The organism is Pseudarthrobacter sp. J47 (assembly GCF_049810315.1).
In the GTDB taxonomy this organism is placed as follows: domain Bacteria; phylum Actinomycetota; class Actinomycetes; order Actinomycetales; family Micrococcaceae; genus Arthrobacter.
Genome location: NZ_CP187358.1, coordinates 3,574,186 through 3,596,612, shown reverse-complemented (window position 1 = coordinate 3,596,612; position 22,427 = coordinate 3,574,186). Strand labels below are relative to the sequence as shown.

General features: G+C 65.2%; 22 protein-coding genes. 11 read left to right on the top strand and 11 right to left on the bottom strand.

Annotated features, from left to right (window positions below):
- Positions 1 to 12: 12 nt before the first annotated feature.
- The 4 genes from ACPJW8_RS16575 to ACPJW8_RS16560 are packed head-to-tail and all read left to right on the top strand — an operon-like array spanning position 13 to position 5,039.
- On the top strand, positions 13 to 1,065 hold the full coding sequence (locus ACPJW8_RS16575) for a LacI family DNA-binding transcriptional regulator (RefSeq protein ID WP_330189225.1): 1,053 nt from the start codon (positions 13 to 15) through the stop codon (positions 1,063 to 1,065).
- A 41-nt stretch (positions 1,066 to 1,106) separates the two neighbouring features.
- On the top strand, positions 1,107 to 2,759 hold the full coding sequence (locus tag ACPJW8_RS16570) for a glycoside hydrolase family 32 protein (protein WP_330189226.1): 1,653 nt from the start codon (positions 1,107 to 1,109) through the stop codon (positions 2,757 to 2,759).
- Positions 2,731 to 3,699, top strand: a complete 969-nt coding sequence (locus ACPJW8_RS16565; RefSeq protein ID WP_330189227.1) for a carbohydrate kinase — start codon at positions 2,731 to 2,733, stop codon at positions 3,697 to 3,699. The genes ACPJW8_RS16570 and ACPJW8_RS16565 overlap by 29 nt, the downstream gene beginning before the upstream one ends.
- Positions 3,696 to 5,039, top strand: a complete 1,344-nt coding sequence (locus ACPJW8_RS16560; RefSeq protein WP_330189228.1) for a NosD domain-containing protein — start codon at positions 3,696 to 3,698, stop codon at positions 5,037 to 5,039. Before ACPJW8_RS16565 ends, ACPJW8_RS16560 begins: the two co-directional genes overlap by 4 nt.
- Here ACPJW8_RS16560 and ACPJW8_RS16555 read toward each other — a convergent pair.
- The gene (locus ACPJW8_RS16555) at positions 4,941 to 6,224 is read right to left on the bottom strand and encodes an aromatic amino acid transaminase (RefSeq protein WP_330189229.1); all 1,284 of its coding nucleotides are present in this window, start codon (positions 6,222 to 6,224) and stop codon (positions 4,941 to 4,943) included. The two genes, ACPJW8_RS16560 and ACPJW8_RS16555, sit on opposite strands and share 99 nt — an antisense overlap.
- On the bottom strand, positions 6,205 to 7,122 hold the full coding sequence (locus ACPJW8_RS16550; RefSeq protein WP_330189230.1) for a DMT family transporter: 918 nt from the start codon (positions 7,120 to 7,122) through the stop codon (positions 6,205 to 6,207). The genes ACPJW8_RS16555 and ACPJW8_RS16550 overlap by 20 nt, the downstream gene beginning before the upstream one ends.
- Positions 7,123 to 7,263: 141 nt before the next feature.
- On the opposite strand from ACPJW8_RS16550, the gene ACPJW8_RS16545 reads away from it, so the two are divergent.
- Positions 7,264 to 7,731 carry an Lrp/AsnC family transcriptional regulator gene (locus ACPJW8_RS16545; protein ID WP_330189231.1) on the top strand — a complete coding sequence of 156 codons (468 nt, stop codon included), beginning with the start codon at positions 7,264 to 7,266 and terminating at the stop codon, positions 7,729 to 7,731.
- Between the two features lie 89 nt (positions 7,732 to 7,820).
- Here the strand turns inward: ACPJW8_RS16545 and ACPJW8_RS16540 are convergent, their stop codons facing one another.
- A complete protein-coding gene (locus ACPJW8_RS16540) occupies positions 7,821 to 7,997 on the bottom strand; it encodes a CsbD family protein (RefSeq protein ID WP_330189232.1) in 177 nt (58 codons plus the stop codon).
- A gap of 104 nt (positions 7,998 to 8,101) precedes the next feature.
- Positions 8,102 to 8,509, bottom strand: coding sequence for a RidA family protein (locus ACPJW8_RS16535; protein ID WP_330189233.1), 408 nt, complete (start codon positions 8,507 to 8,509; stop codon positions 8,102 to 8,104).
- A gap of 81 nt (positions 8,510 to 8,590) precedes the next feature.
- Between ACPJW8_RS16535 and ACPJW8_RS16530 the strand changes: the two genes are divergently transcribed.
- Positions 8,591 to 9,010 carry a helix-turn-helix domain-containing protein gene (locus ACPJW8_RS16530; protein WP_330189234.1) on the top strand — a complete coding sequence of 140 codons (420 nt, stop codon included), beginning with the start codon at positions 8,591 to 8,593 and terminating at the stop codon, positions 9,008 to 9,010.
- Here ACPJW8_RS16530 and ACPJW8_RS16525 read toward each other — a convergent pair.
- The 5 genes from ACPJW8_RS16525 to ACPJW8_RS16505 form a co-directional block, all read right to left on the bottom strand.
- Positions 9,007 to 9,591 (bottom strand): GNAT family N-acetyltransferase, encoded by a 585-nt coding sequence (locus ACPJW8_RS16525; protein ID WP_330189235.1) that lies wholly within the window; start codon positions 9,589 to 9,591, stop codon positions 9,007 to 9,009. The genes ACPJW8_RS16530 and ACPJW8_RS16525 overlap by 4 nt on opposite strands.
- A complete protein-coding gene (locus ACPJW8_RS16520) occupies positions 9,588 to 11,732 on the bottom strand; it encodes a penicillin acylase family protein (RefSeq protein ID WP_330189236.1) in 2,145 nt (714 codons plus the stop codon). The genes ACPJW8_RS16525 and ACPJW8_RS16520 overlap by 4 nt, the downstream gene beginning before the upstream one ends.
- Before the next feature lie 183 nt (positions 11,733 to 11,915).
- Positions 11,916 to 13,184, bottom strand: coding sequence for an RNA polymerase sigma factor (locus ACPJW8_RS16515; protein WP_425256370.1), 1,269 nt, complete (start codon positions 13,182 to 13,184; stop codon positions 11,916 to 11,918).
- The gene (locus ACPJW8_RS16510) at positions 13,162 to 13,587 is read right to left on the bottom strand and encodes a YciI family protein (protein WP_330189237.1); all 426 of its coding nucleotides are present in this window, start codon (positions 13,585 to 13,587) and stop codon (positions 13,162 to 13,164) included. The genes ACPJW8_RS16515 and ACPJW8_RS16510 overlap by 23 nt, the downstream gene beginning before the upstream one ends.
- Before the next feature lie 84 nt (positions 13,588 to 13,671).
- Positions 13,672 to 13,839, bottom strand: coding sequence for a hypothetical protein (locus tag ACPJW8_RS16505; protein WP_330189238.1), 168 nt, complete (start codon positions 13,837 to 13,839; stop codon positions 13,672 to 13,674).
- A 185-nt stretch (positions 13,840 to 14,024) separates the two neighbouring features.
- Between ACPJW8_RS16505 and ACPJW8_RS16500 the strand changes: the two genes are divergently transcribed.
- Positions 14,025 to 15,314: a Gfo/Idh/MocA family oxidoreductase gene (locus ACPJW8_RS16500; RefSeq protein ID WP_330189239.1), complete on the top strand. Its 1,290-nt coding sequence runs from the start codon at positions 14,025 to 14,027 to the stop codon at positions 15,312 to 15,314.
- Here ACPJW8_RS16500 and ACPJW8_RS16495 read toward each other — a convergent pair.
- Positions 15,300 to 16,361, bottom strand: coding sequence for an ROK family protein (locus ACPJW8_RS16495; protein ID WP_330189240.1), 1,062 nt, complete (start codon positions 16,359 to 16,361; stop codon positions 15,300 to 15,302). The two genes, ACPJW8_RS16500 and ACPJW8_RS16495, sit on opposite strands and share 15 nt — an antisense overlap.
- Before the next feature lie 122 nt (positions 16,362 to 16,483).
- Here ACPJW8_RS16495 and ACPJW8_RS16490 point away from each other — a divergent pair, with 122 nt between their 5' ends.
- The 4 genes from ACPJW8_RS16490 to ACPJW8_RS16475 all read left to right on the top strand — a co-directional run bounded on the left by ACPJW8_RS16490 (position 16,484) and on the right by ACPJW8_RS16475 (position 21,328).
- The gene (locus ACPJW8_RS16490) at positions 16,484 to 17,791 is read left to right on the top strand and encodes an extracellular solute-binding protein (protein WP_330189241.1); all 1,308 of its coding nucleotides are present in this window, start codon (positions 16,484 to 16,486) and stop codon (positions 17,789 to 17,791) included.
- Between the two features lie 34 nt (positions 17,792 to 17,825).
- Complete coding sequence (locus tag ACPJW8_RS16485; RefSeq protein WP_330189242.1) at positions 17,826 to 18,821, top strand: sugar ABC transporter permease; 996 nt, start codon at positions 17,826 to 17,828, stop codon at positions 18,819 to 18,821.
- Positions 18,818 to 19,693, top strand: a complete 876-nt coding sequence (locus ACPJW8_RS16480) for a carbohydrate ABC transporter permease (RefSeq protein ID WP_330189243.1) — start codon at positions 18,818 to 18,820, stop codon at positions 19,691 to 19,693. The genes ACPJW8_RS16485 and ACPJW8_RS16480 overlap by 4 nt, the downstream gene beginning before the upstream one ends.
- A gap of 111 nt (positions 19,694 to 19,804) precedes the next feature.
- Positions 19,805 to 21,328, top strand: a complete 1,524-nt coding sequence (locus ACPJW8_RS16475) for a UDP-N-acetylglucosamine 1-carboxyvinyltransferase (protein WP_330189244.1) — start codon at positions 19,805 to 19,807, stop codon at positions 21,326 to 21,328.
- Here the strand turns inward: ACPJW8_RS16475 and ACPJW8_RS16470 are convergent.
- Complete coding sequence (locus ACPJW8_RS16470) at positions 21,265 to 22,368, bottom strand: alpha/beta hydrolase (protein WP_330189245.1); 1,104 nt, start codon at positions 22,366 to 22,368, stop codon at positions 21,265 to 21,267. The two genes, ACPJW8_RS16475 and ACPJW8_RS16470, sit on opposite strands and share 64 nt — an antisense overlap.
- Positions 22,369 to 22,427 lie beyond the last annotated feature (59 nt).

Here is a 22,427-nt window from a genome sequence, read left to right as displayed (position 1 = left end):
GGTGGCACGCAGATGAGTAACAAGAACATCGGCATCAAGGACGTGGCCGTGGCCGCCGGCGTATCCGTCACTACCGTCTCGCACGTCCTCAACGAGGTCTCCTACGCCAGGATCAGCGCCGAAACCAAGGACAAGGTCAGGAGCGCCGCCGAGAAACTCGGCTATGGTCCCAACCGCCTGGCGCAGGCCCTGCGTACCCAGCGCACCGGCATGCTGGGCCTGGTCAGCGAGGACATCGCCACCACCCCGCACGCCGGCCGGATCATCCTCGGTGCCGAGGAAGCCGCCAAGGCCCGCGGGTACAACCTCATGATCATCAACACCTCAGGCTCGGCCAGCCTCGAATCCCGGCAGGCCGACGTCGAGGCCCTCCTGGAGCGTCGGGTGGACGGCATCCTTTACGCCACCATGTACCACCGCAACGTGGAGCTGCCGGCCAACCTTGGCAGTGTGCCGTCGGTGCTGGTGGACTCCGTGGCCGTCGGCGGGAACATCACGGCGGTGATCCCAGATGAAGAGGGCGGTGCCCGCGCCGCGGTGCGTGCGCTCCTCGAGGCGGGGCACACCCGGATCGGTTTCATCAACAACACCGACGACGTCCCCGCCACCCACCAGCGGCTCCACGCCTTCCGTGCCACGCTGACCGAAGCAGGGCTCGACGGCGGCGCGGCACCTGTGGAATCCGAGGTCTCCGAGGTGCAGGGCGGCTACGAGGCGGCCCGGCGGATCCTCGCCCGGGAAGACCGCGCCGATATGCCTACCGCGTTGTTCTGCTACAACGACCGGATGGCCATGGGCGCCTACCGTGCCGCGGCCGAGCTGGGACTCGCGATCCCGGCGGACCTTTCCGTTGTTGGCTTCGATGACCAGGAACTGATCGCCGCCAACCTCTACCCGGGCCTGACCACGGTGGCCCTCCCGCACTACAACATGGGTGCCTGGGCCACCGAACACCTGATTGACGCCGTCGAGGGCAAAACCGATCTGTCGCTCATGGCTCTCCACCCGACCATCCTGGGCTGCCCGCTGGTGAGCCGCGATTCCATCGCAGCACCCCGGCAGTAAACAGCCCAGCCCTTCCACTTCTTCCCAGAGGACCGCCAGACATGTCCAGCCGCCTTGATGCCGCACGCCCGGAAACAGCCCCGGGCAGCACCTCCAGGTTCCGCCCTGCCGTCCATTTCACGGCGCGGGATACCTGGCTGAATGACCCGAATGGCCTCATTTTCCACGACGGCGTGTACCACCTGTTTTTCCAGAACAACCCGTACGGCAACGTCTGGGGCAACATGTCCTGGGGGCACGCCACGTCCCGGGACCTGCTGCACTGGACGGAGCATCCGGTGGCCATTGCCGGCGATGACGTGGAGGACATCTACTCCGGGAGCGTGGTGCTCGACCACGGCAACACGTCAGGGCTTGGCACTGCGGACCAGCCTGCGCTGGTGGCCATTTACACCAGCGCCTTCAAGGCGGCGTCCCCTTATAGCGGTATCCAGGCGCAGTCCCTCGCCTACAGCACCAACGCCGGAATGACGTGGACGAAATACCAGGGGAACCCCGTCCTCACCCGGGACTCCGCCAACTTCCGCGATCCCAAGGTCTTCCGCTACGAGGGGGAGCAAGGTGCCTGCTGGATCATGGTGGCCGTCGAAGCCCTGGAGCAGAAGGTGGTTTTCTACCGCTCGGAAGACCTCAAGTCCTGGGAGTTCCTCAGCCACTTCGGCCCGGCCAACTCGGACGCCGGCGAATGGGAGTGCCCGGACCTGTTCCCGCTGGCAGTGGACGGGGACCCGGCGAACATCAAGTGGGTGCTGATCGTCAACGTTAATCCCGGGGCCGTGGCAGGCGGTTCCGGAGGCCAGTACTTCATTGGAGAGTTCGACGGCGGCCGGTTCGTTCCAGACGCAGGTTCAGTGGTTGCGCCCACGGGCTTGTCCGCCCTCCCGGATCCCGGGCTGGACTCTTCGGCGGCGGACGCAGTGGGGGACAATGCCGTGTTGCGGCAGTGCCTGTGGCTGGACTGGGGCCGGGACTGCTACGCCTCCGTGTCCTTCAGCAACGTGCCGGATGGCAGGCGCATCATCATGGGCTGGATGAACAACTGGGACTACGCCAACGAACTGCCCACTGACCCTTGGCGGTCCTCTATGACCCTGGCCCGCGAAGTCCGGCTCACGGCAGTGGACGGCACTGTCCGCCTGGTCCAGCAGCCGGTCCTTGGGGAACCCACTGCGCCGGGAAAGGCTCCCGCTGCCGAACAGCTGAAAACCGGTCCCGTCGAATTGCGTGATTCAGCGCTCCGGTTGCCGGATGCGGTGCCGGGCAGCGCCCAGGTCATCGAGGCTCAGATCCTCCCCGGAAGCGCCGGACGCGTGGATTTCCGGCTGTTCAGCAGCAGCAACGGGAAGGATGGCACCAGGGTTGGCTACGACGTCGGGACCGCCCAGCTCTTCCTTGACCGCAGGAAATCAGGAAACACCGGCTTCCACGGGAAATTCGCCTCGGTGGAGTCAGCGCCGGTTGCCCTTGAGGACGGTGTGCTCAGATTGCTCATCGTGGTGGACCACTGCTCGGTGGAAGTATTCGCCCAGGACGGCAAGGTGGTTATGACTGACCTTGTGTTCCCGGACGCTGAAAACCAGGAAAATTGGCTAACTGTTGAGGGAGGCCAGGCAACAATACTGAAGCTCGCGGTCTCAAGGCTCAACCAGTACGAAAGGTCCCAGAATGCCAGCAATGCAGCACCCCGGCGATGACCGGAAGCCTGACTTCGACGTCCTGGTGGTGGGTGAAGCGCTCGTGGACATCGTGGTCTCCGCCGGAGGCGCCGTGGAGCACCCGGGCGGATCACCCGCGAACGTCGCCTACGGACTGGGATTGCTGGGTGCGGATACCGCCCTGCTGACGTCGATCGGCGATGACCACCACGGCACGGCGATCGAGGAACACGTCCAGAGTGCCGGCGTCGTAATCCTGCCCGGGTCCAAGGTCCAGGGCACCACCGCCACGGCCACCGCGGTGCTGGCGCCGGACGGTTCGGCCCACTATGACTTCAACATCCGCTGGGACCTGCCGCGGACGGCTCCGGCAACGCTTCCCAAAATCCTGCACACGGGTTCCATTGCTACTTTCCTGGCACCCGGCGCGGCGGTAGTGAAGGAGCTCCTTGAGCAGGCGCACCGGCGCTGCGTGGTCACCTACGATCCCAATATCCGCCCGGCGCTGCTGGGCAGCCACCGTGAAGCGATGGCCATTTTCGAGGAGCTGGTGCCGCTGACGGACGTGGTCAAGCTCAGCGACGAGGACGCCCTGTGGCTCTACCCGGGGCAGCCGCTCGAAAGTACCGCCGAGCACCTGCTGTCCCTGGGCACCGGGCTGGTTGCTGTCACCAGGGGAGCGGAAGGGTCCCTGCTGGCCACCGGCGGTGCGCGGGTGGATATACCTCCGGTTAAGTCGGTGGTGGCGGACACCATCGGGGCCGGAGACTCGTACATGGCCGCCCTGATTTACGGGCTGCTTCTGCGCGGGGCGGACGGCCTGGCTCCGTCCGTGCTGGAATCGCTGGGACGCATGGCATCCAAGGCCGCGGCCATCACCGTCAGCCGCCCGGGTGCGCAGCCTCCCACGGCTGAGGAACTGCTGGCGGAACTGCCGGAACTTTCGGAGCTCCCGCAGCGTGAGGCGGTGGCCCGGTGAAGCGCGGCAGCAACTGCTACGACGTCACAACGTGGCCGGTGGGCGATCCGTTCGAGGACGTCGGCCAGGTCATCAACAGCATCATTGCCGACGTCAAGTCCCGGCAGGCCTCCTCGGACGTGAACGACGGCGGCAAGCCGGGGGCGGTGATCTACATTCCGCCGGGGGATTACCGCCTTCGCACGCAGGTGCTGATCGACGTCAGTTTCCTTCGGATCGAGGGCTCGGGGCACGGTTTTACGTCGTCGAGCATCCGCTTTAACGTTCCCGAAGAGGAGTGGCCGGACCTGCACGAACTGTGGCCCGGCGGGAGCCGCGTTATGGTGGACATCCCCCTCGAAGCCGGCGCGGAGGAGTCGAAGGGTGCGGCGTTCTACGTGGAGCGCACGGGCAGCCCGCGGATCAGCTCGGTGGAGTTCTCCAACTTCTGCATCGACGGGCTGCACTTCACCGCTGACGGTTCGGAGCTGCACCCGGAAAACACGTACGCCAACGGCAAAACCGGCATCTACGTGGCGAACGAGAACGATTCCTTCCGTGTGGAAGGCATGGGGTTCGTCTACCTTGAAAACGCACTCACCATCCACAACGCAGACGCACTTTCCATCCACAACAACTTCATTGCCGAATGCGGAAGCTGCATTGAGCTGCGCGGCTGGGGCCAGGCCTCAAAGATCACCGACAACCTGGTGGGGGCCGGCTTCAAGGGCCACTCCATCTATGCCCAGAACCATGGCGGGCTGCTGATCACCGCGAACAACGTCTTCCCGCGCGGTGCCAGCAGCGTGCACCTGGACGGGGTTACGCGCTCCGGCGTCACCAACAACCGGCTGCACTCGTTCTACCCCGGGATGGTGATCCTCGAGGGGAACAGTTCCGAGAACCTGGTGGCCACCAACCACTTCCTGCGCGATCATGAGCCGTGGACGCCGTTCTTTGGAATCGACAACGGGCTGGATGACCTCAACGGGCTTTTGCGCATCAACGGCAGCAACAACTCCGTCACGGGCAACCACTTCTCCCAGATCATCGATTCGGCAAGCGTTCGGCCGGCCGGCGCCACGCCCGTTGTCATCAGGCTGGCGGCCGGGACAGGCAACTTCGTCTCCAGCAACCACGTGGTGGCGCTTGACGTTCATGCGACGGCCAGCGACTCCTGCTTCTCGGCCCAGGTGGACGCGCTGCTGACCACCGGGTCCTCCGAAGCGCTCGCGGTGACGGCCGTCCAGGTTGATCCCGACTCAGCCCGGAACACGATCCTTGATTCCGGAACGGACGCCCAGGTTATTGCGGACAGGGCCGTCAACGCCGTGCGCGCGACGCCCGGGATTGGTTCCTGACCCGGCTGTTCGGGTCGCCGTGGCGACTGCTTCGACTACGCGCGGAAGGTTCCGGGAGGAGATTCCCGCGAGGTTGATCCGGCCCTGCGGTGTGCCGTAGATTCCGTGCGCCCCGGCCAGGTACTCCATCTGGGCCGAGGTGAACGGGAGCGTGGTGAACATGCCGCGGCGCTCAGCCAGCGGCTGCCAGTTGAAGTCCGGTTCTGCTGCCTGCAGTCCATCAACCAGGCGGGTGCGGAGCTGTGTGAGGCGTTCGCGCATGGCGTTGAGCTCGCTGAGCCACGCCGATTCGAGGCTGTGGTCGGCCAGGATTTCGGCAACGATTGCGGCGCCGTGTTCGGGTGGCTGGGAGTAGGCGGACCGGGCAATGGTCTCCAGCGTTCCGGCCGCCCGGGCTGCCTCGGAGGAATCGGCGACGACGATGGCGCAGCCCGCGCGCTCGCTGTACAGGCTGAACGCTTTTGAGCAACTCACCGCGATGAGGGCCCGGGGAAGTGAAGCGGCCAGGGTCCGGGCTCCGGCCAGGTCTTCGTCCAGCCCGTTCCCCAGCCCGTAGTAGGCAAGGTCCACCAGGGGAATCACGCCGGTTTGGGCCAGTGCGTGTTCGATTTCCTGCCACAGCGCCGGAGGGATATCGGTGCCCGTGGGGTTGTGGCAGCAGCCCTGGAACAGGATCACGTCATCCTTGCGGGCACCCCTGATTGCGGAAAGGATGGACGGCGCACTGGGCCTTCCATCGGCGTCGAGGTACTGGTACGTACGCACCTCAAGGCCCGCTGCCTCGAAGATGGGGATGTGGTTGGCGTAGCTGGGAGTGCCGATCAGGATGGCGGCCTGCGGGTTGGAGCGGGCTATAAGTTCGGCCAGCATCCGAAGCGCGCCGGTGCCTGCGACGGTCTGGAGGGCCCGGGTCCGCCGGGCATCCAGTTCGGGACCCAGGATCAGGCCGGACATCAGGGCATTAAACGCGGGGTTGCCGGCCAGGCCCTTGTATTCCTTGGACGGCGCCCTGTCCACCAGGCGCTGTTCGGCCTCCAGGACGGCTGCCATGACCGGCGACAGGCCGTCCTCGTTGCGGTACACGCCCAGCACCAGATCCATGCGGGTGGGGCGGGGATCCAGGGCGCAGCGGCGGGCGAGTGCCCAGAGCGGATCTTCCAGGGGTTCAGGCAGGTTCCAGGACATGCTGCTCCTTTTTCCGTGGTGCGGACTTCTTGGCATTGACGATCAGCACACCGCTGACGACCAGCGCCACAGCGGCGCTGCTGATCAGGCTGATGGGCTCGCCGAAGACGGGCACGGCAAGGATCGTGACCAGCGCCGGACTGGTTGCTCCGATGCTGGAGGCGGCCGCCGGCCCGATGGTGCGGATTGCGGCGGCATAACTCAGCCCGGCGATCGCGCCCACGCCAAGGCCCTGGACGGCGATGAACCCGGCCGTTTGTTCCAGGGGAGCGCTGGCCAGGTGGCTCTCTCCCCAGCCCAGGGCAAGGACTGCCGCAGTACCGATCAGCGACGGGATGCAGAGGAGGAGCGTCGCCGTGATGGGGTGCAGCCCGGCGCCCTTGAGGCCCAGCGTGTAGAGCGCCCACAGGAGTCCGGCCAAAACCAGGACCGCCAGGGCCTGCGGGCGGACAGTTGATGGGGCGGCCGCTGCCAGCGTTGTGATGCCAAGGGTGATCAGGATCAGTCCCGCCACCGAACGCCGGGGGACTGCCTGCCGCAGGAAAAACCGGCCAATGAGGGTCACGAACAGGGGAGCGGTGCCCGGGATGACAACGCCCACCATTGTTGCGCTGCTCAGGGAGCCGCCCCCCGTGGACAGGAGGAAAAACGGGAGCCCGGCACCGATAACAACAAGAAGGCAGGCTGCTTTGGGCGCCAGCCTCACGTCCCGTGCGGCCCTTCGCAGCCACCACAGGAAGAGGAGGACGGGGACGCCGAACCTGATCAGTGCCACGTCGATGGGCGTGAGCGCGGAGAGTGAAATGCCGCGCATGCTGAGCGCGAACGCTGCCCAAATGGCCACTGTGGCGCCCATCGCCAGATAGCCCAGGAGCCGCTGTCGGGGTACGGAAACCATGGCGGTGCGCTCGTTTCACTCAGGAAGCCGATAGGCCGCGGAAGCGGCCCCAGCGCAATCCTAGGAAAATAACCGCGCAATACGCTTGCGAAAAAGTGCGGGATTATGGCCCTGCGTGGCAGATTCTGCTAAGAAAGTCCTGTGGATTCCATAGACCGTTCGATCATTGAAGAGCTGCGCAGTAACGCGAGGCAAACGAACCAGGAGCTGGCCGACGTCGTGGGCCTCACTCCGTCTCCGTGCCTGAGGCGGGTCAAGAAGCTTGAGGACAGCGGGGTTATTGCGGGGTACACCGCCATGGTTGATCACCGCGCGGCCGGCTTGGCGGTTACGGCGTTTGTGCGACTCAGGCTCAGCTCCCACGCCAAGGCGACGATTGCCCTGGTTGAAGAGCGGCTCCAGGCGGCGGACAACGTGCAGGAATGCTTCCTGATGTCCGGCGACTGCGACTACCTTTTGCGGGTGGTGGCGGAGAGCCTTGAGGATTACGAGCGCTTCATCCGGTCCACGCTGCACGGCATTGAGGGGATTGGCTCCATCGACACCAGCTTCGCGTTCGGCACCGTGAAGACCCGCGCGCCCATCCCGTTCCCGCGGGCGGGGCGCTAGGGTGGCGACGGGTCGGGCCTTCGTAGCCTGCCCCAGACGCAACGAAGGGCGCACCCCGTTCGCTGGGTGCGCCCTTCGATGCCGTACGGTCAGTCCTTCTTAAAAGCGTCCTTGACCTTTTCGCCAGCCTGCTTCAAATCGCTTTTGGTCTGGTCCGCCTTGCCTTCGTTGCGCAGGCTCTCATCGCCGGTAGCGGTACCTGCCGCTTCCTTGCCCTTGCCGCCTGCCTTCTCGGCAGCATTCTCAATCTTGTCGCCCAAACCCATGGTGTTCCTCCTCTGGTTGGCGGCCGTTCGCATGCGGCCTAGAACATCATAAGCATACTTAGGATCGGGATTTCAAGTGGGTGGAACCAACTTGCGTGCAGTGGTTAGTCCAGAACCGCCGTCGCCTCGATCTCCACGAGGACGCCGGGCTCGAAGAGGATTTCGACGCCGATCAGCGACGCGGGAGGCATGGGCGTGGGCAGCCCCAGTTCATCGGCTACGGACTGGACTCCGGCCATAAACTCCCCGATTTTCTCCTGCTGCCAGCCGGTGACGTAGAACGTCAGGCGGACAACGTCCCCAAATCCGGCCCCGGCTCCGGCCAGTCCCCGCGCCACGTTGCGCAGCGCGAGGGCAACCTGGCCCGCCAGGTCTTCGGGAACGGGGGAGCCGTCCGGGGTGTGGGCCACCTGCCCGGCTACATGCACCTGGCGGGTTCCCGTGCCCACGGCAACGTGGTGGTACGGGGCGCCCGGCAGCATGCCTTCGGGGTTCAGAAATGTCACGGTCACGGTGTCCTCCTGGGGATCGAGCTGAGTAAGTAACTTCTTTATACTTGGTGTAAATAAGTCACTTCAACGAAACCAGGTGTCATGCCGGATACATCAACAAGTACCCACCCCGAGGTGGCGATGCCGCCAGCCCACCGGGAACTGATCGGCCAGATTCTGGACAAGTGGTCCCTCAGCGTCCTCAACGAGCTGTGCAATGCGCCGTGCCGCTTCAATGACCTGCGGCGCGCGATTCCCGACGTCTCGCAGAAGTCCCTCACCACCACGCTGCGCCGTTTGGAACGGAACGGGATCATCGAGCGGACCCTGCTTAGCTCCCGCCCAATCGCCGTCGAATATCGGATTACGCCCCTGGGGAAGACGGTCCGGGAACCCCTGGACGCGCTGCTCCTGTGGGCGTCGGCCAGCCTCCCCGCTATCGAAAAGGCCCGGGACGCCTTCGACGGAGACGAGCCCAGCAGCGAAGCGCCCGCTGGAACCGGGGAGCGGGAAATCCGCTAGGCGAACGGGGCCGCCGCGTACCGTTCCCGCGTGAGGAACGCCAGCTGTGCCTCCTTTTCGGCCAGCTGCACCACGGGCCCGAAGTCGAAGCAGGTGGCTTCTAGCCGCTGCAGTGCCTTGGCGTTCCGGGCGTCCGGTTCCACCACGATCCTGTCGATCGCGGGATCGCTGAACATGAAGTTGATCAGCGCGCCCACCAGCCGCGGCGTGAACCGGGGCCTGGGCAGGGACGGCGGCGCCAGCAGCAGGTGCATGCCGATGTCCTCTGCCCGGGCGGGGTAGACCTCGGAGACCGGATCTTCCAGGGGTTCGTACGTCTGGAACAGCGCCACGGGTTCGCCGTCCAGCAGCACCAGGAACGCGTGGTGGGTGTCCAGCGAATCCACAAAACGGTAGATGTCCCGGACCTCCTCCACCGGCTTGCCCAGCATTCCCCAGAACCGCGCCCGCTCCTCACTCACCCACGCATGAACGGTCTCCGCATCCGCGTCCGGGTTGAGGTCCACAATCCGCAGGGCACCCCACAGTTCGAGTTCCTCTTCATAGACCGGACGGCGTGCGGTGGGGGCTAAGGCGTTCATGGCTGCTCCTGGTGATGGGCGGGAAGGTAAGGTTCGACGGCGTCTCCGGGCTCGGGCGCCAGGGCGGACCAGTCGGTCACGACCGGGACCTGCCTGCCCTCCGCCCAGAGCGGCAGCTGGTCGGTGAAGTGCGGATGCGTGTGCCCGCCGGATGCTCCGAACGGCACGATCCACCGGCTGTTCGCACGGTCCGCAAGGTCCCACACATAGCGGGCCACCGGCCCGCGGAAGGAACCGTCAACAGCGCCGGGAACGCTCTCCGTGGACAGCACGCAGCCGGTGTCACCGGACAGCTTCGTAACGGGAATCCGCGGCGCTCCGGCGTGAAAGTCCGGCCCGAAATCCTGGAGGGCGTGAACCGGGAGCAGGATATGGCGGTCGCCCCAAACGGAACTGTCACCCTCGGAGGCAACGTCCTCGAGGGCCTGCAGCGCGAGGGCCTCCACGTCGATCCCCAGCCGTGGACCGGCGTCGATCAGTGTCTCCAGCGCGAAGCCCACGCGGGCCACCGGATTCAGCCACGGCGCGAACAGGTCCGCGCACCCCGTGGGGCCAGCAAGCGGCTGAAGCTGGGGCGTGCCGGCGAGCCGCTGCACCAGCGCACTCCGCCACGCCGCAAATTCGCCGGCCACCTCGCTTCCCGCAGCCATCCCGCCGTCCCAGCCGAGCAAGCGTTCCAGCAATATGTACGACGGCGGCGCATCAGCGGGTGCCGTGGGCGCCGGTTCCAGCCGGGCCAGGAGGGCCCGGAGCGCAGGCCACTGGCCCTGCCGGGTGTCCAGTGCGATGCGTTCCATGGCGCCGGCGTCGAGGGCGGTCCGTTCCGGGCCAGTGCCCAGCAGTTCCAGGATCCGGTTGGCGCGGTGCAGTGGGGCAAATTCGAACGCCACGGCGTCCCCTCCGCCGGCTGCGCGGTCGTTCGCGCTGGCGGCGACGTCCGTGACCTGGCGGGTGGGAAGCGGCACGTAGCTGCCACTCCACTGGTGCCCGGCAGAAGCGGCGGGGACGGGAACAATCCGGTTTTCGTGATTCCTCTCAGGGACCAGACCGGCCACAAAATGCCGGACCGTCCCGGCGGTGTCCGCCACGAGGACACTGTTCACCGGCTCCACCCAGTCCTGCAGCGCGGCCTCAACATCTCCCACGCTGCGGCTGTGCAGCAGCGGCAGGAGGGCCTCGAAACCCAGCCGCCACTCCACCCGCGCGGGCGTCCGCAGACTCAGCGCGCCGCCGTCGGGCCCGCCCTCAATCACCGGTCCGCGCGCCGTCTCGATGACGTCAACGGACACCGGGGAACCTCCCCGGACCACGATGGTCTCCGTGTGGAAGGTTGCCGGCTCCCAACCGTCGGGGCCCAGCGCCAGGAGGGTGTCGCCGTCGTACTTCAGCTCCTCGGTGTAGAGGTCCTGGTAGTCGGCCATGGCATTGGTGATGCCCCACGCGACCGTTCCGGTGTGCGCAAAGTGCGGCAGGCCGGGAACGCCCGGGAAGGCGAAGCCGACGACGTCGAACTCCGGGCAGGCGAGGTGCACCTGCTGGTAGACGCCGGGCAGCTCCATCAGCCGATGCGGGTCGCCGGCCATCAGGGGGAGCCCGGACGCGGTGCGGTTGCCGTGTGCCGCCCAGGCGTTGCTGCCGGACAGCACCCGGGCCTCGATGTTGAACGGATCCACCGCTTCGGGACCCAGCATCGCCGCCACGTGCCGGCGCCACAGCTTGTTGGGAAACGTGGAGAACAGGATGTGGTGGACCAGGAAGACGCCCAGCGGCGTCCACGGGTTCCACGCCGAGGGCGAGGTTCCGGTGGCGGTGAATTCGGACGCATCCCGGGTGCCGGCGTCCAGTGCCGCGTTGACGCCGTCCACGTACGCCGTGCACCAGCGCTGGGTGCGGGTATCCAGGGCCTCGAAGCAGCGCCGGGCAGTGTCATCCAGCCGGGCCTGCCGGGCGAACCGGTCCCAGCCGATGCCCTCGCTGCCCAGCATTTCCGCGGTCCGGCCCTCAGAGCGCCAGCGCTCCATCTCGATCTGCCAGGACCTGTCCCGGGCAGCGTTGGCGCCCTGCAGGTAGGCCAGCTCATCGGCGGAATCCGCGCGCAGGTGCGGAATGCCCCACTCATCCCGGTACGTCGTAGCCGCCATTCCACCCTCTGCTTAGGTAAGCCTTACTTAAGAACTTCACCAGAATAGGGGGCGCCGGGCCGTTCCCCAAACCGCCCGTGGAAAGGGTCCCTGCGTGAAGCGAAACCGGGAAAACCTGTGCCAACACGGGTCACGCTGTAGCGGAGGAAACGTCGGCGTGGCGGGCTGCTGCCGTACCTGCGGTCAGAGGCTTGCTGCCTTGGCGAGCAGGACGGCCTTTTGCTGGTCGTTGGCAGTGAGTTCCGCCGCCTGAAGCAGTTCAGCTCTGGCCTCGTCGATCCTTCCCAACTTGCTGAGCAGCTCTCCCCTGATGCTGGGCAGCAGGTGTGAACGCTGGAGGTTGCCATCGGAAACGAGGCGGTCAACGATTTTCAAGGCAGCGGCGGGTCCCGTCGCCATCGAAACCGCCACCGCATAATTAAGCTCGACGACGGGACCCGGCGCCAGGCGAGCCAGGGCCTCATACAGCACCACGATCTTCTGCCAGTCCGTCTCCTCGAAACTGGGCGCCGTTGCGTGGCATTGCGCGATGGCAGCCTGCAGGCAGTAGTTCCCCCGGCCCCGCCCCACGGAGTCCGCACTTTTCAGTGCTGCGGCGCCACGGCCGATTTGTGTCCGGTCCCAGCGGGCCCGGTTCTGGTCCGGGAGCAGAATCGGGCTGCCATCGTTGTTGACCCGGGCGGCGAACCGAGAGGCCTGGAATTCCATCAGGGCAAGCAGTCCGTGAACTTCCGGTTCGCGGGGGAGCAGGCCGGCAAGCACGCGGCCAAGGCGCAGGGCCTCGTTGGCCACCTCCGTCCGGATCCAACGGTTTCCCGTTGTGGCGGCATAGCCTTCGGTGAAGATGAGGTAGAGCACGCCCAGGACAGCGTTCAGGCGTGCGCCCCACTCAGCGGGTTCGAGAGTGTCAAAGGGAACCTTGGCGGCGGCCAGGGTTTTCTTCGCCCGGACAATACGCTGCTGGACGGTGGCGACAGGAATGAGGAGCATCCGGGCGATCTCCTCGGTTGTCAGGCCGCCCACCGTCCGCAGGGTCAAAGCGACCTGTCCCTCGCGGGAGAGCACCGGGTGGCAGGCGATGAAGATGAGCCTGAGCACATCGTCGGGGATCGGCTGCCACTCGTCCTCTGTGGTCTCTTTGAGGTTCTGTGCAATGGCGCGGTAGCGATCGTCCAACCGCTCGCGGCGGCGCCAGGAATCAATTGCCTTGCGCTTGCCAACGGCCGTGAGCCAGGCCCCCGGATTGTCCGGGACACCCGACTCCGGCCATTGCGTCAGCGCATCGAGCAAAGCTTCCTGGGCAAGGTCCTCAGCCACGCCGATGTCGCCGGTCATCTTGGCGAGCGTTGCGACGATCCTGGCGCTTTCGATCCGCCACACCGCATCGAGGGTGCGCTGGATCGCGGGCGTGGTCACGTCGGCCTTCGGATCAGGGCTGGTTGAGTTCCTCACGCCAGCCGGCTTCCTTTTGCAGGTACTCGTTGTCGGAAAAGTCCTCGAAATCGCTCATATCCGTCACCCGGCGGACCTCGAGCTTGCTGCCCGGGCCCAGCGGGCAGCGGCTGGCCCACTGGACAGCTTCTTCCTTACTGGCGGTCTGGATGATCCAGAAGCCGTTGAACAGCTCGTGGGTTTCCCCGTACGGGCCATCGGTGACGATCGGGTTTTCGGTCGAAAAATCGACCACAAAGGCTTCACTCATGTCGTCGGCCAGGCCCTCACCGGCAAGCAGCACCCCGGCCTTGATGAGCTGTTCGTTGTAGGCGCCCATGGCATTGATGATTTCCGTGAAGTCGGCAGACTCGTAAGCCTTTTTGGCCTCTTCGGTGGAGCGCATGATCAGCATGAATTTCACGGTACTTCTCCTTGGTATCCGAGGACTGCGGTTGCGTCCTTCTACTATGGCGTCGAACGGGCCGGCCGTGGATCGACACGGAACTTAAAAATTCTTTTCCGCAGATGGAATCCTGCCAAGGCCTGGCGGGTGGGCGGCCACGCCCAGGCCGGGATCAAACTGGATTCCCGCAGCCTCGAGGGCATCTTTGTAGCCCTGCAGCCGCCCGCCTTTGGCCAGCGCTGGGATGGTGGCATTGGATCGCGACAGCATGCGGGCGGCCGACGGATACCTGGTTCTACGCCAACCCGGTGTTCATCGACGTGGCCTAGGCGGGATTCCGCTCCGGCGGGGCCGCCAATTTCCCGGTTCCTCAAGGTATTCAGGCATTTTCAGTGACGCGCACAGCCTATTTATGTAAGCTCATTGCATAAAGTTTCTCTAAGAGAGGTCCGTCCGTGGAGCGTCAGTCCGATATCGGCAGGGGAATCAATCTTGTAGTCCTGGGTGCGGGGTCCCGGGGCACGAGTTATGCAAGGATCGCAACCGGGAAATTCGGCGCGCGGGTGGTGGCTGTGGTTGATCCGGACCTGACGCGGCGGGACGTTTTCGCCAGGACCTTTGGCGTGCCGGAGAGTGCATGCTTTGATGATTGGCCAGAACTGCTGGCGGCACCCGTGCCCGCTGACGCCGTCGTGATCGCAACACCGGACAGGTTGCACGAAGCGCCGGCCATAGCCTTTGCGGACAAGGGCTACGACATCCTGCTGGAAAAGCCCCTGGCGCCGAAGGAGGACGCCGCTCGGCGCATGGTGGAAGCGGCCGAGCGCAACAACGTCATGATGGTGGTCTGCCATGTGATGCGCTACAGCAGCTACACCCGCGAACTGAAGGCCATCCTTGATTCGGGCAGGATCGGACGGATTGTCTCCGTTGAACACCTGGAACCGATCGGCTGGTGGCACTTTGCGCACTCCTACGTCCGGGGCAACTGGGCGCGGGAGGCAGATTCGTCCTCCATGCTGCTGGCAAAAGCGAGCCACGACGCTGACTGGCTGATGCACATCGTGGGCCGCCCCGTCAGCAAGGTCAGCAGCTTTGGCGGGCTGTACCACTTCAAGCCGGAAAACCGTCCCGCCAACGCCGCCGAACGGTGCCTGGACTGCCCTCTGATCGATACCTGTGCGTACTCGGCGCCGAAGATCTACAGGCGGTTCCTTGGCGATCCGCTGGGTGAGCGCTGGCCGCTGGCGGTGCTGACCCCGGATGTCACCGAGGAGTCGGTGATGGAGGCCCTCCGGACCGGACCGTACGGCCGGTGCGTGTACTCAGGAGATAACGACGTTGCGGATCACCAGGTGGTGAATCTTGAATTCGACGACGGCGCTACCGCCTCCATGACCGTCTCCGCCTTCACGCCGCTGGACTTCCGGAAAACAAGGATCATGGGCACGCTGGGCATGATCACCGGGGACGGCCGGTCGCTGCTGATTGATGACTTTGTCACTGCCGCTTCCGAGACCCTGGACACCGCCCGGCCCGGTGGGGCGTCGGCCGCGGATGGGCATGGCGGCGCGGACGATGAACTGGTTTCAGTGTTCCTGCAGGCACTTCACGCCCGCAGGGCTGCAGGGACTGACGGGGTTGCCGTGGACAGCGGCGCCCGGGTCAGTTTCGCCTCCCACCGGCTGGTTTGGGCTGCCGAAGAGGCTCGAAAAGCCGGGGTTGTGGTGTCACTGAGCGAATGAAAGGCCCAGGACGTCCGTCCTGAAGCGGTCGCCGGCGAGGTGGACGCCACCGGCAGCCACGGCGCCGGCGCCGAGCTTCGAGACCTGCACCGAGGGCGTATAGATGCAGAACCTGTCCAGCTCGGCGCGGACGGCCGCCAGCAGGGCAGCTTCCTGGTCCTTGAATTCGCCCTGGATCACCACCGCTTCCGGATCAACGGCAAGAACCAGGGCGGCGAGGCCGGCCCCCAGCGCCTGGCCGTACTCGACGACGTCCTTCAGCTTCGGCGCTTCAGCCCACCGAAGGATGGGAAGGGCTCCGATTTCGCCTGCCGCTCCATGGTGGCCCCGGAGGAGGGTGCCGTTAATGATGAGGCCGGAGGAGATGCGTCGCCCGGTTTTCACCACCACCACCGAGCGGGCATCGTGGGAAGCGCCTTCGCGGTGTTCGGCGAGGGTGGCCAGGTTGGCGTCATTTTCCACCAGCACCACGGTGTTCAGTTGCTCGGACAGTTCCGCCGCAAGGTTGACCCCTGTCAGATGCGGAACCACCACTGAACGCTGGACAACGCCGGCGGCCGTAACCACGCCCGGAAAGCCGCAGCCCATGGCCCAGATCCTTGAACCGCGGTGGCCGGATCCATTAATTGCCGCCCTGACTTCCTCCAGGATTTTTCCTACAGTCAACTGCTCCGGAGACGTGCCGTCCATGCGGTAGACGTGCTCGTGGAGCACTGTGCCCCTGGTGTCCGCGATCTTGACGAGGATCTTATGGATCCCGAGATCCAGCCCCACCAGAATTCCAAACTCATTGCGGAATCTGAACCGCCTGGCCGGACGCCCCAGGCGGCCGGGTCCCGAGCTGTCAGGGCTCAGTTCCTCAATCCACTTCTGCTCCGCCAGCTCGGCCAGGCTGGCCTCCACCGTGGGCCTGGACACCCCGGTCTTTTTGACGATTCCGGCGAGTGTTTCCAGGGAATCCGAGTCAAAAAGGGTGCGCAGGATAGTTCTCCGGTTAAGGCTCCGCAGGAGCGCCGGGTCGCTGGGGGAGGGCAGCTTTATGCTCACAGCCCGATTGTAGCCATGCTTGTCCAGTCACTGGGTTTCTGGAATGCTCTTGACAGTCGGCGCGGCCCAGAGCATTCTTTATGAAATGTCCTTGCATAAAGGAATGATCACCAAGGAGAGCAATGAAAAAATCAACTCTTGCCCTGCCGGCCCTGGGTCTCGCCGCCATGGTTGCACTGAGCGCCTGCGCACCTGGCTCAGCTGCTACGGCACCTTCGGCCGCCCCCGATTCCATCTCAACTGAAATCCCCTCAACGGACGTGGTTCTGGAACTGGCAACGACGCCGGAATCCGGTGCAGCCACGAAGAAGATCGCCGAAGCGTTCACCCAGAAGCATTCCAACGTGAAGGTCAACGTCACGGCAACAAGCTTTGAAGACTACAACAAGGGCATCAACCTCCAGCTCGACTCGGACAAGGCTCCGGACATCGCACTGATGAACGTTGTGGGCAACACCGTGAAGAACAGCCTGGTGCTGAACCTGGACGCATACAGCGAGGCCTACGGCTGGGAGGACACCTACTCCGCGTCCGGGCTGAGCCAATGGCGTGTTGCGGAGGACGGCGAGACCCTGGGATCCGGCCCGCTCTACGCCGTTCCCTCAGGCTTCTCCGAAGTTGGCCTCTACTACAACAAGGCACTGGCCAAGCAGGTGGGCATTGACGGTCCGCCGCAGACCCTGAAGGAACTCGAAGAAGACATGGCCAAGGCCAAGGAGGCCGGAGTGCTTCCCCTTCAGCTGGGCAACGCCCAGGGCCACGCCTCCTTCGTTGTCCAGTCAATCGGCCAGTCCGAAGACGGCGCGGAGAACGCTGCCAAGTGGGCCTTCGGAACCAAGGGAACGTCCTTCGACACACCCGGCAACAGGCTCGGTGCGGAGAAGCTGCAGGAATGGACCAAGGCGGGCTACATCCCTAACTCGGCCAACAGCGTGGACCTGCAGGGCGCTGTAGCCAAGTTCGGCGCCGGCGAGGGGCTGTTCTTCGTGGACGGCAACTGGGATGCATCGAAGATTTCCGATGCACTCAAGTCCGACGCCGGATTCGCCGTCTTCCCCGGCAAGACCCGTGCGGCCATTGGCAGCTCCGTGGGCTACGCGATCTCCGCCAAGTCCAAGAACAAGGACACGGCCGCCGCGTTCCTGAACTTCATGTCCAGCCCTGAGGCCGGCAAGCTGCAGTTCGAGCAGGGCTTCCTGCCGGCGGACACCTCCGTGGTCACTGCCGAACCGGGAACGGTCAGGGCAGACCTGCTCAAGGCCTTCGGTGAACTGCGGGACGCTGACGGCATCATCCCGTTCAACAACAACGCAACAGCCACCATGGACAAGACCCTGACGGCGGAGACGCAGCGGCTGATCGCAGGTGAGGCCGGTACGGACGACTTCATCAAGGCCGTTCAGGACAACTGGACCAAAGTCCACGGGTAACGCCTCCCGGGCCCGACGACGACAGCGGACAGAGATGATTACTGAGCGAGCAGTCTCGCTGGGGGAGCGGATTCCTCCACAGGCAACGCAGGGCACGCCGGAAGCCAGGCGGGTCACCGCCCCCGCAGAGGGTGCTGACCGGCCGGCCAGGCGCACCAACCAGCGCCGACGGCGGCAGCGGCTGACAGCCGTGGGCTGCCTCGCTCCGGCTTTCGTTTTCTATCTTTCCTTCGTCGTCGGGCCCTGGATCCAAAGCGTCTGGATCTCGCTGTTCGACTGGGACGGCATCGGGGCGTCCACTTGGGTGGGGCTGGACAACTATCTGGAAGTCTTCACCGACGCCGCGCTGCGGTCCTCCATCCTGAACGCGTTCGGTTTCATCCTCTTCTATACGGTCCTGCCGCTGATCTTCGGGCTGGCCCTGGCTGCCCTTACCGCGGGGTCCCGCGGAAGGGGCCTGGGGATTGTGCGGACCATACTTTTCCTGCCCCAGATCCTGCCGCTGGTAGCGGTGGGCGTGATTTTCAAGTGGATCTACTCCCCGGACGGCCCCCTCAACCAGGTGCTGCACGCCATGGGTGCCGGAGGACTGGCGCGGGGATGGCTGGGTGACTTCAACTGGGCCTATCCCAGCGTGGGGCTGGTGGGAACCTGGGTCACCACCGGCCTCTGCTTCCTGCTGTTCCTCTCCGGCATCGGCAAGATCGACGCCAGCCTCTTCGAAGCGGCACGGCTCGATGGTGCCAACCGCCTCCAGGAGTTCTGGCACATCACCGTTCCCGGGGTCCGTGGCGAAATTGGCGTGGCTGTCACGGTGACGGTTATCGCCGCGCTGGCGAGTTTCGACGTCGTATATGTCATGACCGGCGGCGGTCCGGGCTACACCACCATGGTCCCCGGCGTGCAGGTCTACCAGCTGGTGTTCTCGGACAACCGGGTGGGCGCGGCCAGTGCGCTCTCGGTAGTACTCAGCGTCATCGTGGTGGGAATCGTGGGCACGGTCAACGCCATGATCAGGAGGAGCAAATGACCACCCTGGCCCTCAAAACCGCCAAAGCAGCGGCTCCCGCAAAGCAACGGACGTCCAGGACCGGCAGCCGCGTGCTGCTGTGGATCGTCCTGGTGGCAGCCAGTGCAACGGTTCTGGTGCCGTTCCTTGCCATCGTGGCGGCGTCGCTGCAGGATCCGTCCTCGCTGACCGTCAGCCTGGCGTGGCCGGACAAGCTGCACTTCGAAAACTATGCCAATGCCTGGAGCACCGCAGGGTTCAGTTCGCTGCTGGCCTCCAGTGCCCTTATTGCCCTGGTGGTGGTCCCGGTGGCCCTGGTGTGCGCCAGCCTGGCCGGCTACGCGTTCGCCACCGTGCCGTTTCGGGGCAAGAACTGGCTTATGGGCCTGCTCCTGCTGGGCATGGCACTTCCTTATGAGGCGATTATCATTCCGCTGTACTTCGGAATGAAGGGCGCCGGGCTGCTGGACACCCAGCTTGCCGTGATCCTTCCGCTGGTGGGGGCGTTTATGCCTTTCGGGATCCTGTGGATGCGCTCCCACTTCGAACAGCTGCCGGACGAGCTCTCGGAGGCCGCCGAAATGGACGGTGCGTCGACGCCGCGGACCATGCTGAGCGTGCTGCTGCCGGTTTCCTGGGCGCCGCTCACCACTTTGGGACTCCTGTATTTCATGTGGGCTTGGAACCAGTTCCTGCTGGCCCTGATCATGCTGCAGGACCCTGCCAAGCGGACGGCTCCGTCCGGCCTTGGCAAATTCGTCCAGCAGTTCGGCACCAACATTCCGATGCTGGCCGCCGGAACCGTGATCATCATCGTCCCCGTGGTGGTCATCTACCTGGTGTTCCAGCGCCACTTCATCAGGGGAATGATCAGCGGTGCCGTGAAGGGCTGACCTGCGACGCTGGCCCGAGGTTTATCTCACGAAGCGGATATTCAGTCAACACCTGATGCAGAAATGGCCGGATAAATCGCTGATGTAACTCATGCATGATATTTTTGAGTTATGACGCAACAGACTGCTGAACATGTTGGTGCGCTCCTGCGCAACGCCCGCGGCGAGAAGGGCTGGACCCAGGGGCAGCTCGCGGCGGAGCTGGGAACCAGCCAGAGCGCCATCGCCCGCATGGAGCAGGGCAAGCAGAACCTGAGCCTGAAAATGATCCAGCGCCTGGAGGACATCTTCGGCCGCAGCATTGTCAAAGTGGGCCGGCCGCAGATGACCCACCTCCGCGTGGAAGGCGGCCACACTCTCTCCGGCGCCGTGGACGTGAACAGCAGCAAGAACGCGGGCGTTGCCCTGCTGTGTGCCAGCCTGATCAACCGCGGCACCACCATCCTGCGGCGCCTGGCCCGGATCGAGGAAGTCAACAGGATCGTGGAGGTCCTGACCAGCATCGGCGTCGAGTGCACCTGGCTGAACGCCACGGACCTGCAGCTGCGCCGCCCGGACGTTCTGGACCTCGGGTCCATGGATGTGGAAGCGGCCCGCCGCACCCGCAGCGTCATTATGCTGCTGGGCCCGCTGCTGGACGAGTCTGATGTGTACCGCCTCCCGTACGCCGGCGGCTGCGACCTGGGCACCCGGACTGTTGAGCCGCACATGCAGGCCCTGCGCCAGTTCGGCCTGGCCGTTGAGGCAACTGCCGGTTTCTACAGCGTGCAGGCACCTTCGGCCGATTCGGCGGACCGCTCCTTTGTGCTGTCCGAGCGCGGGGACACCGTCACCGAAAACGCCATCATGGCCGCTGCGCACCGCCAGGGCACCACGGTGATCCGCAACGCCAGCCCCAACTACATGGTCCAGGACCTCTGCTTCTACCTGCAGATGCTCGGTGTCCGGATCGACGGCGTGGGCACCACCACGCTGAAGATCACCGGAAAACCCAGGATCGACGTCGACATTGAGTACTTCCCGTCCGAGGACCCCATTGAGGCGATGAGCCTGATCACCGCGGGCATCGTCACGCATTCGGAAGTGACCATCCGCCGCGTGCCCATCGAGTTCATGGAGATCGAGCTGGCCACGCTGGAGCAGATGGGTCAGAAGCTGCTGGTGTCCGGTGAATACATGGCCCGCAACGGCCGCACCCGCCTGGTGGACGTGACCACCATTCCGTCGGAGCTGCGTGCGCCGGAGGACAAGATCCACCCCATGCCGTTCCCCGGCCTGAACATCGACAACCTGCCGTTCTTCGCCGTGATTGCCGGCAACGCCCACGGCCAGACCATGATCCACGACTGGGTGTACGAGAACCGGGCCATCTACCTGACCGAGCTGAACAAGCTGGGCGCACAGGTGCAACTGCTGGATCCGCACCGCATTTACGTCAACGGGCCCACCAAGTGGCGCGCCGCGGAGGTTGGCTGCCCGCCGGCGCTTCGTCCGGCGGCCTGCCTCCTGCTGGCCATGCTCGCCGCCCGCGGTGTCTCCGAACTGCGGAACATCTACGTGATCGAGCGCGGCTACGAGGACCTGGCGGAGCGCCTGAACACCATCGGGGCCAAGATCGAGTACTTCCAGGACTGAGCCCGGGCCAGGAGGTCTTTGACGCTCCATCGTTGACGGTGGTTGCTGCCGGGGTGCCCGGAACCGGGCGTGGGGAGCGCTGATGGAAGCCAGCGCGTCATTCCTGCGAACGCCTGGTTCCTGATCGGAGCCGGGGACAGGAAAATGTCGTGGAAGGCATCCGGAATCCGCAGCACTGTGACGGTGTGCCCCAGGGACAGGGCGCGGTGGGCTACGGCCTCCACGTTCAGGGCAACGTCCGAATGCTGGGCGTCCACTGACCAGCGCGGCTGAAGGTAGCTTTTGTCCGAGAGCATCACCAGGACCGGCACGTCGATGGCCAGCTTCCCCGCCACGAGTGCCTGGCCGCGGAATACGGCATCCAGGAAGGACGGCGTGAGCGGGAATCCGCGAACCGGGCGCCACTGCGGGTTGTAGTCCCATTCGCCGTCCATCGCCGAGGATACGGCGCGGGTGTAGTTGCCAGAGTCGACGGCGGGCAGCGGCACGAGCGGGTGGAGCCGGGCCCCGATGCCCACCAGCGGCGCCAGTGCCAGGCGGCCGATCTCGGTGGCCTGGAACTCCAGCCAGGGGCTGTTGAGGATCAATGCGGTGGCCTTGCCGGGATTCCGGTGGGCCCAGAGGCTGAGCGTCAGGCCGCCCGTCGAATGCCCCAGGAGGATCAGCGGCCTGGTGCTGCCCTCTGTCCTGCCCATGGCGGCCAGGGCTGCGTTGATCTCCTCGTCGTAGATCTCAAGGCCGGAAACAGCCCCCTGGATTTGGCCAGGCCGCAGGCTCCGGCCGTAATTGCGCAGGTCCACCGCATAAAAGGTGGCCCCGAGCTGGTGCCAGAACCGGGCGAGGTGCTCCTGGAAGAAATAGTCGGACCAGCCGTGGACGTAGAGGACGTCGGCACCAACTGCGGGATCGATGGGGGAATCTTCATGCCGCGGCCCGGTGCCGGCGTACCGCACCAGCGTGGCCACGGCGCCGTCGTCCAGTTCCAGGGTGTGCTGCTCAAAATCCGGCCCAAGAATATCCGGACCCCATGCCGCCGTCATGAGCTTGATGCTACCGGGTGCCGGACGGCCGGTCCGCGGAGGGGCTGCCAGGGCACCGG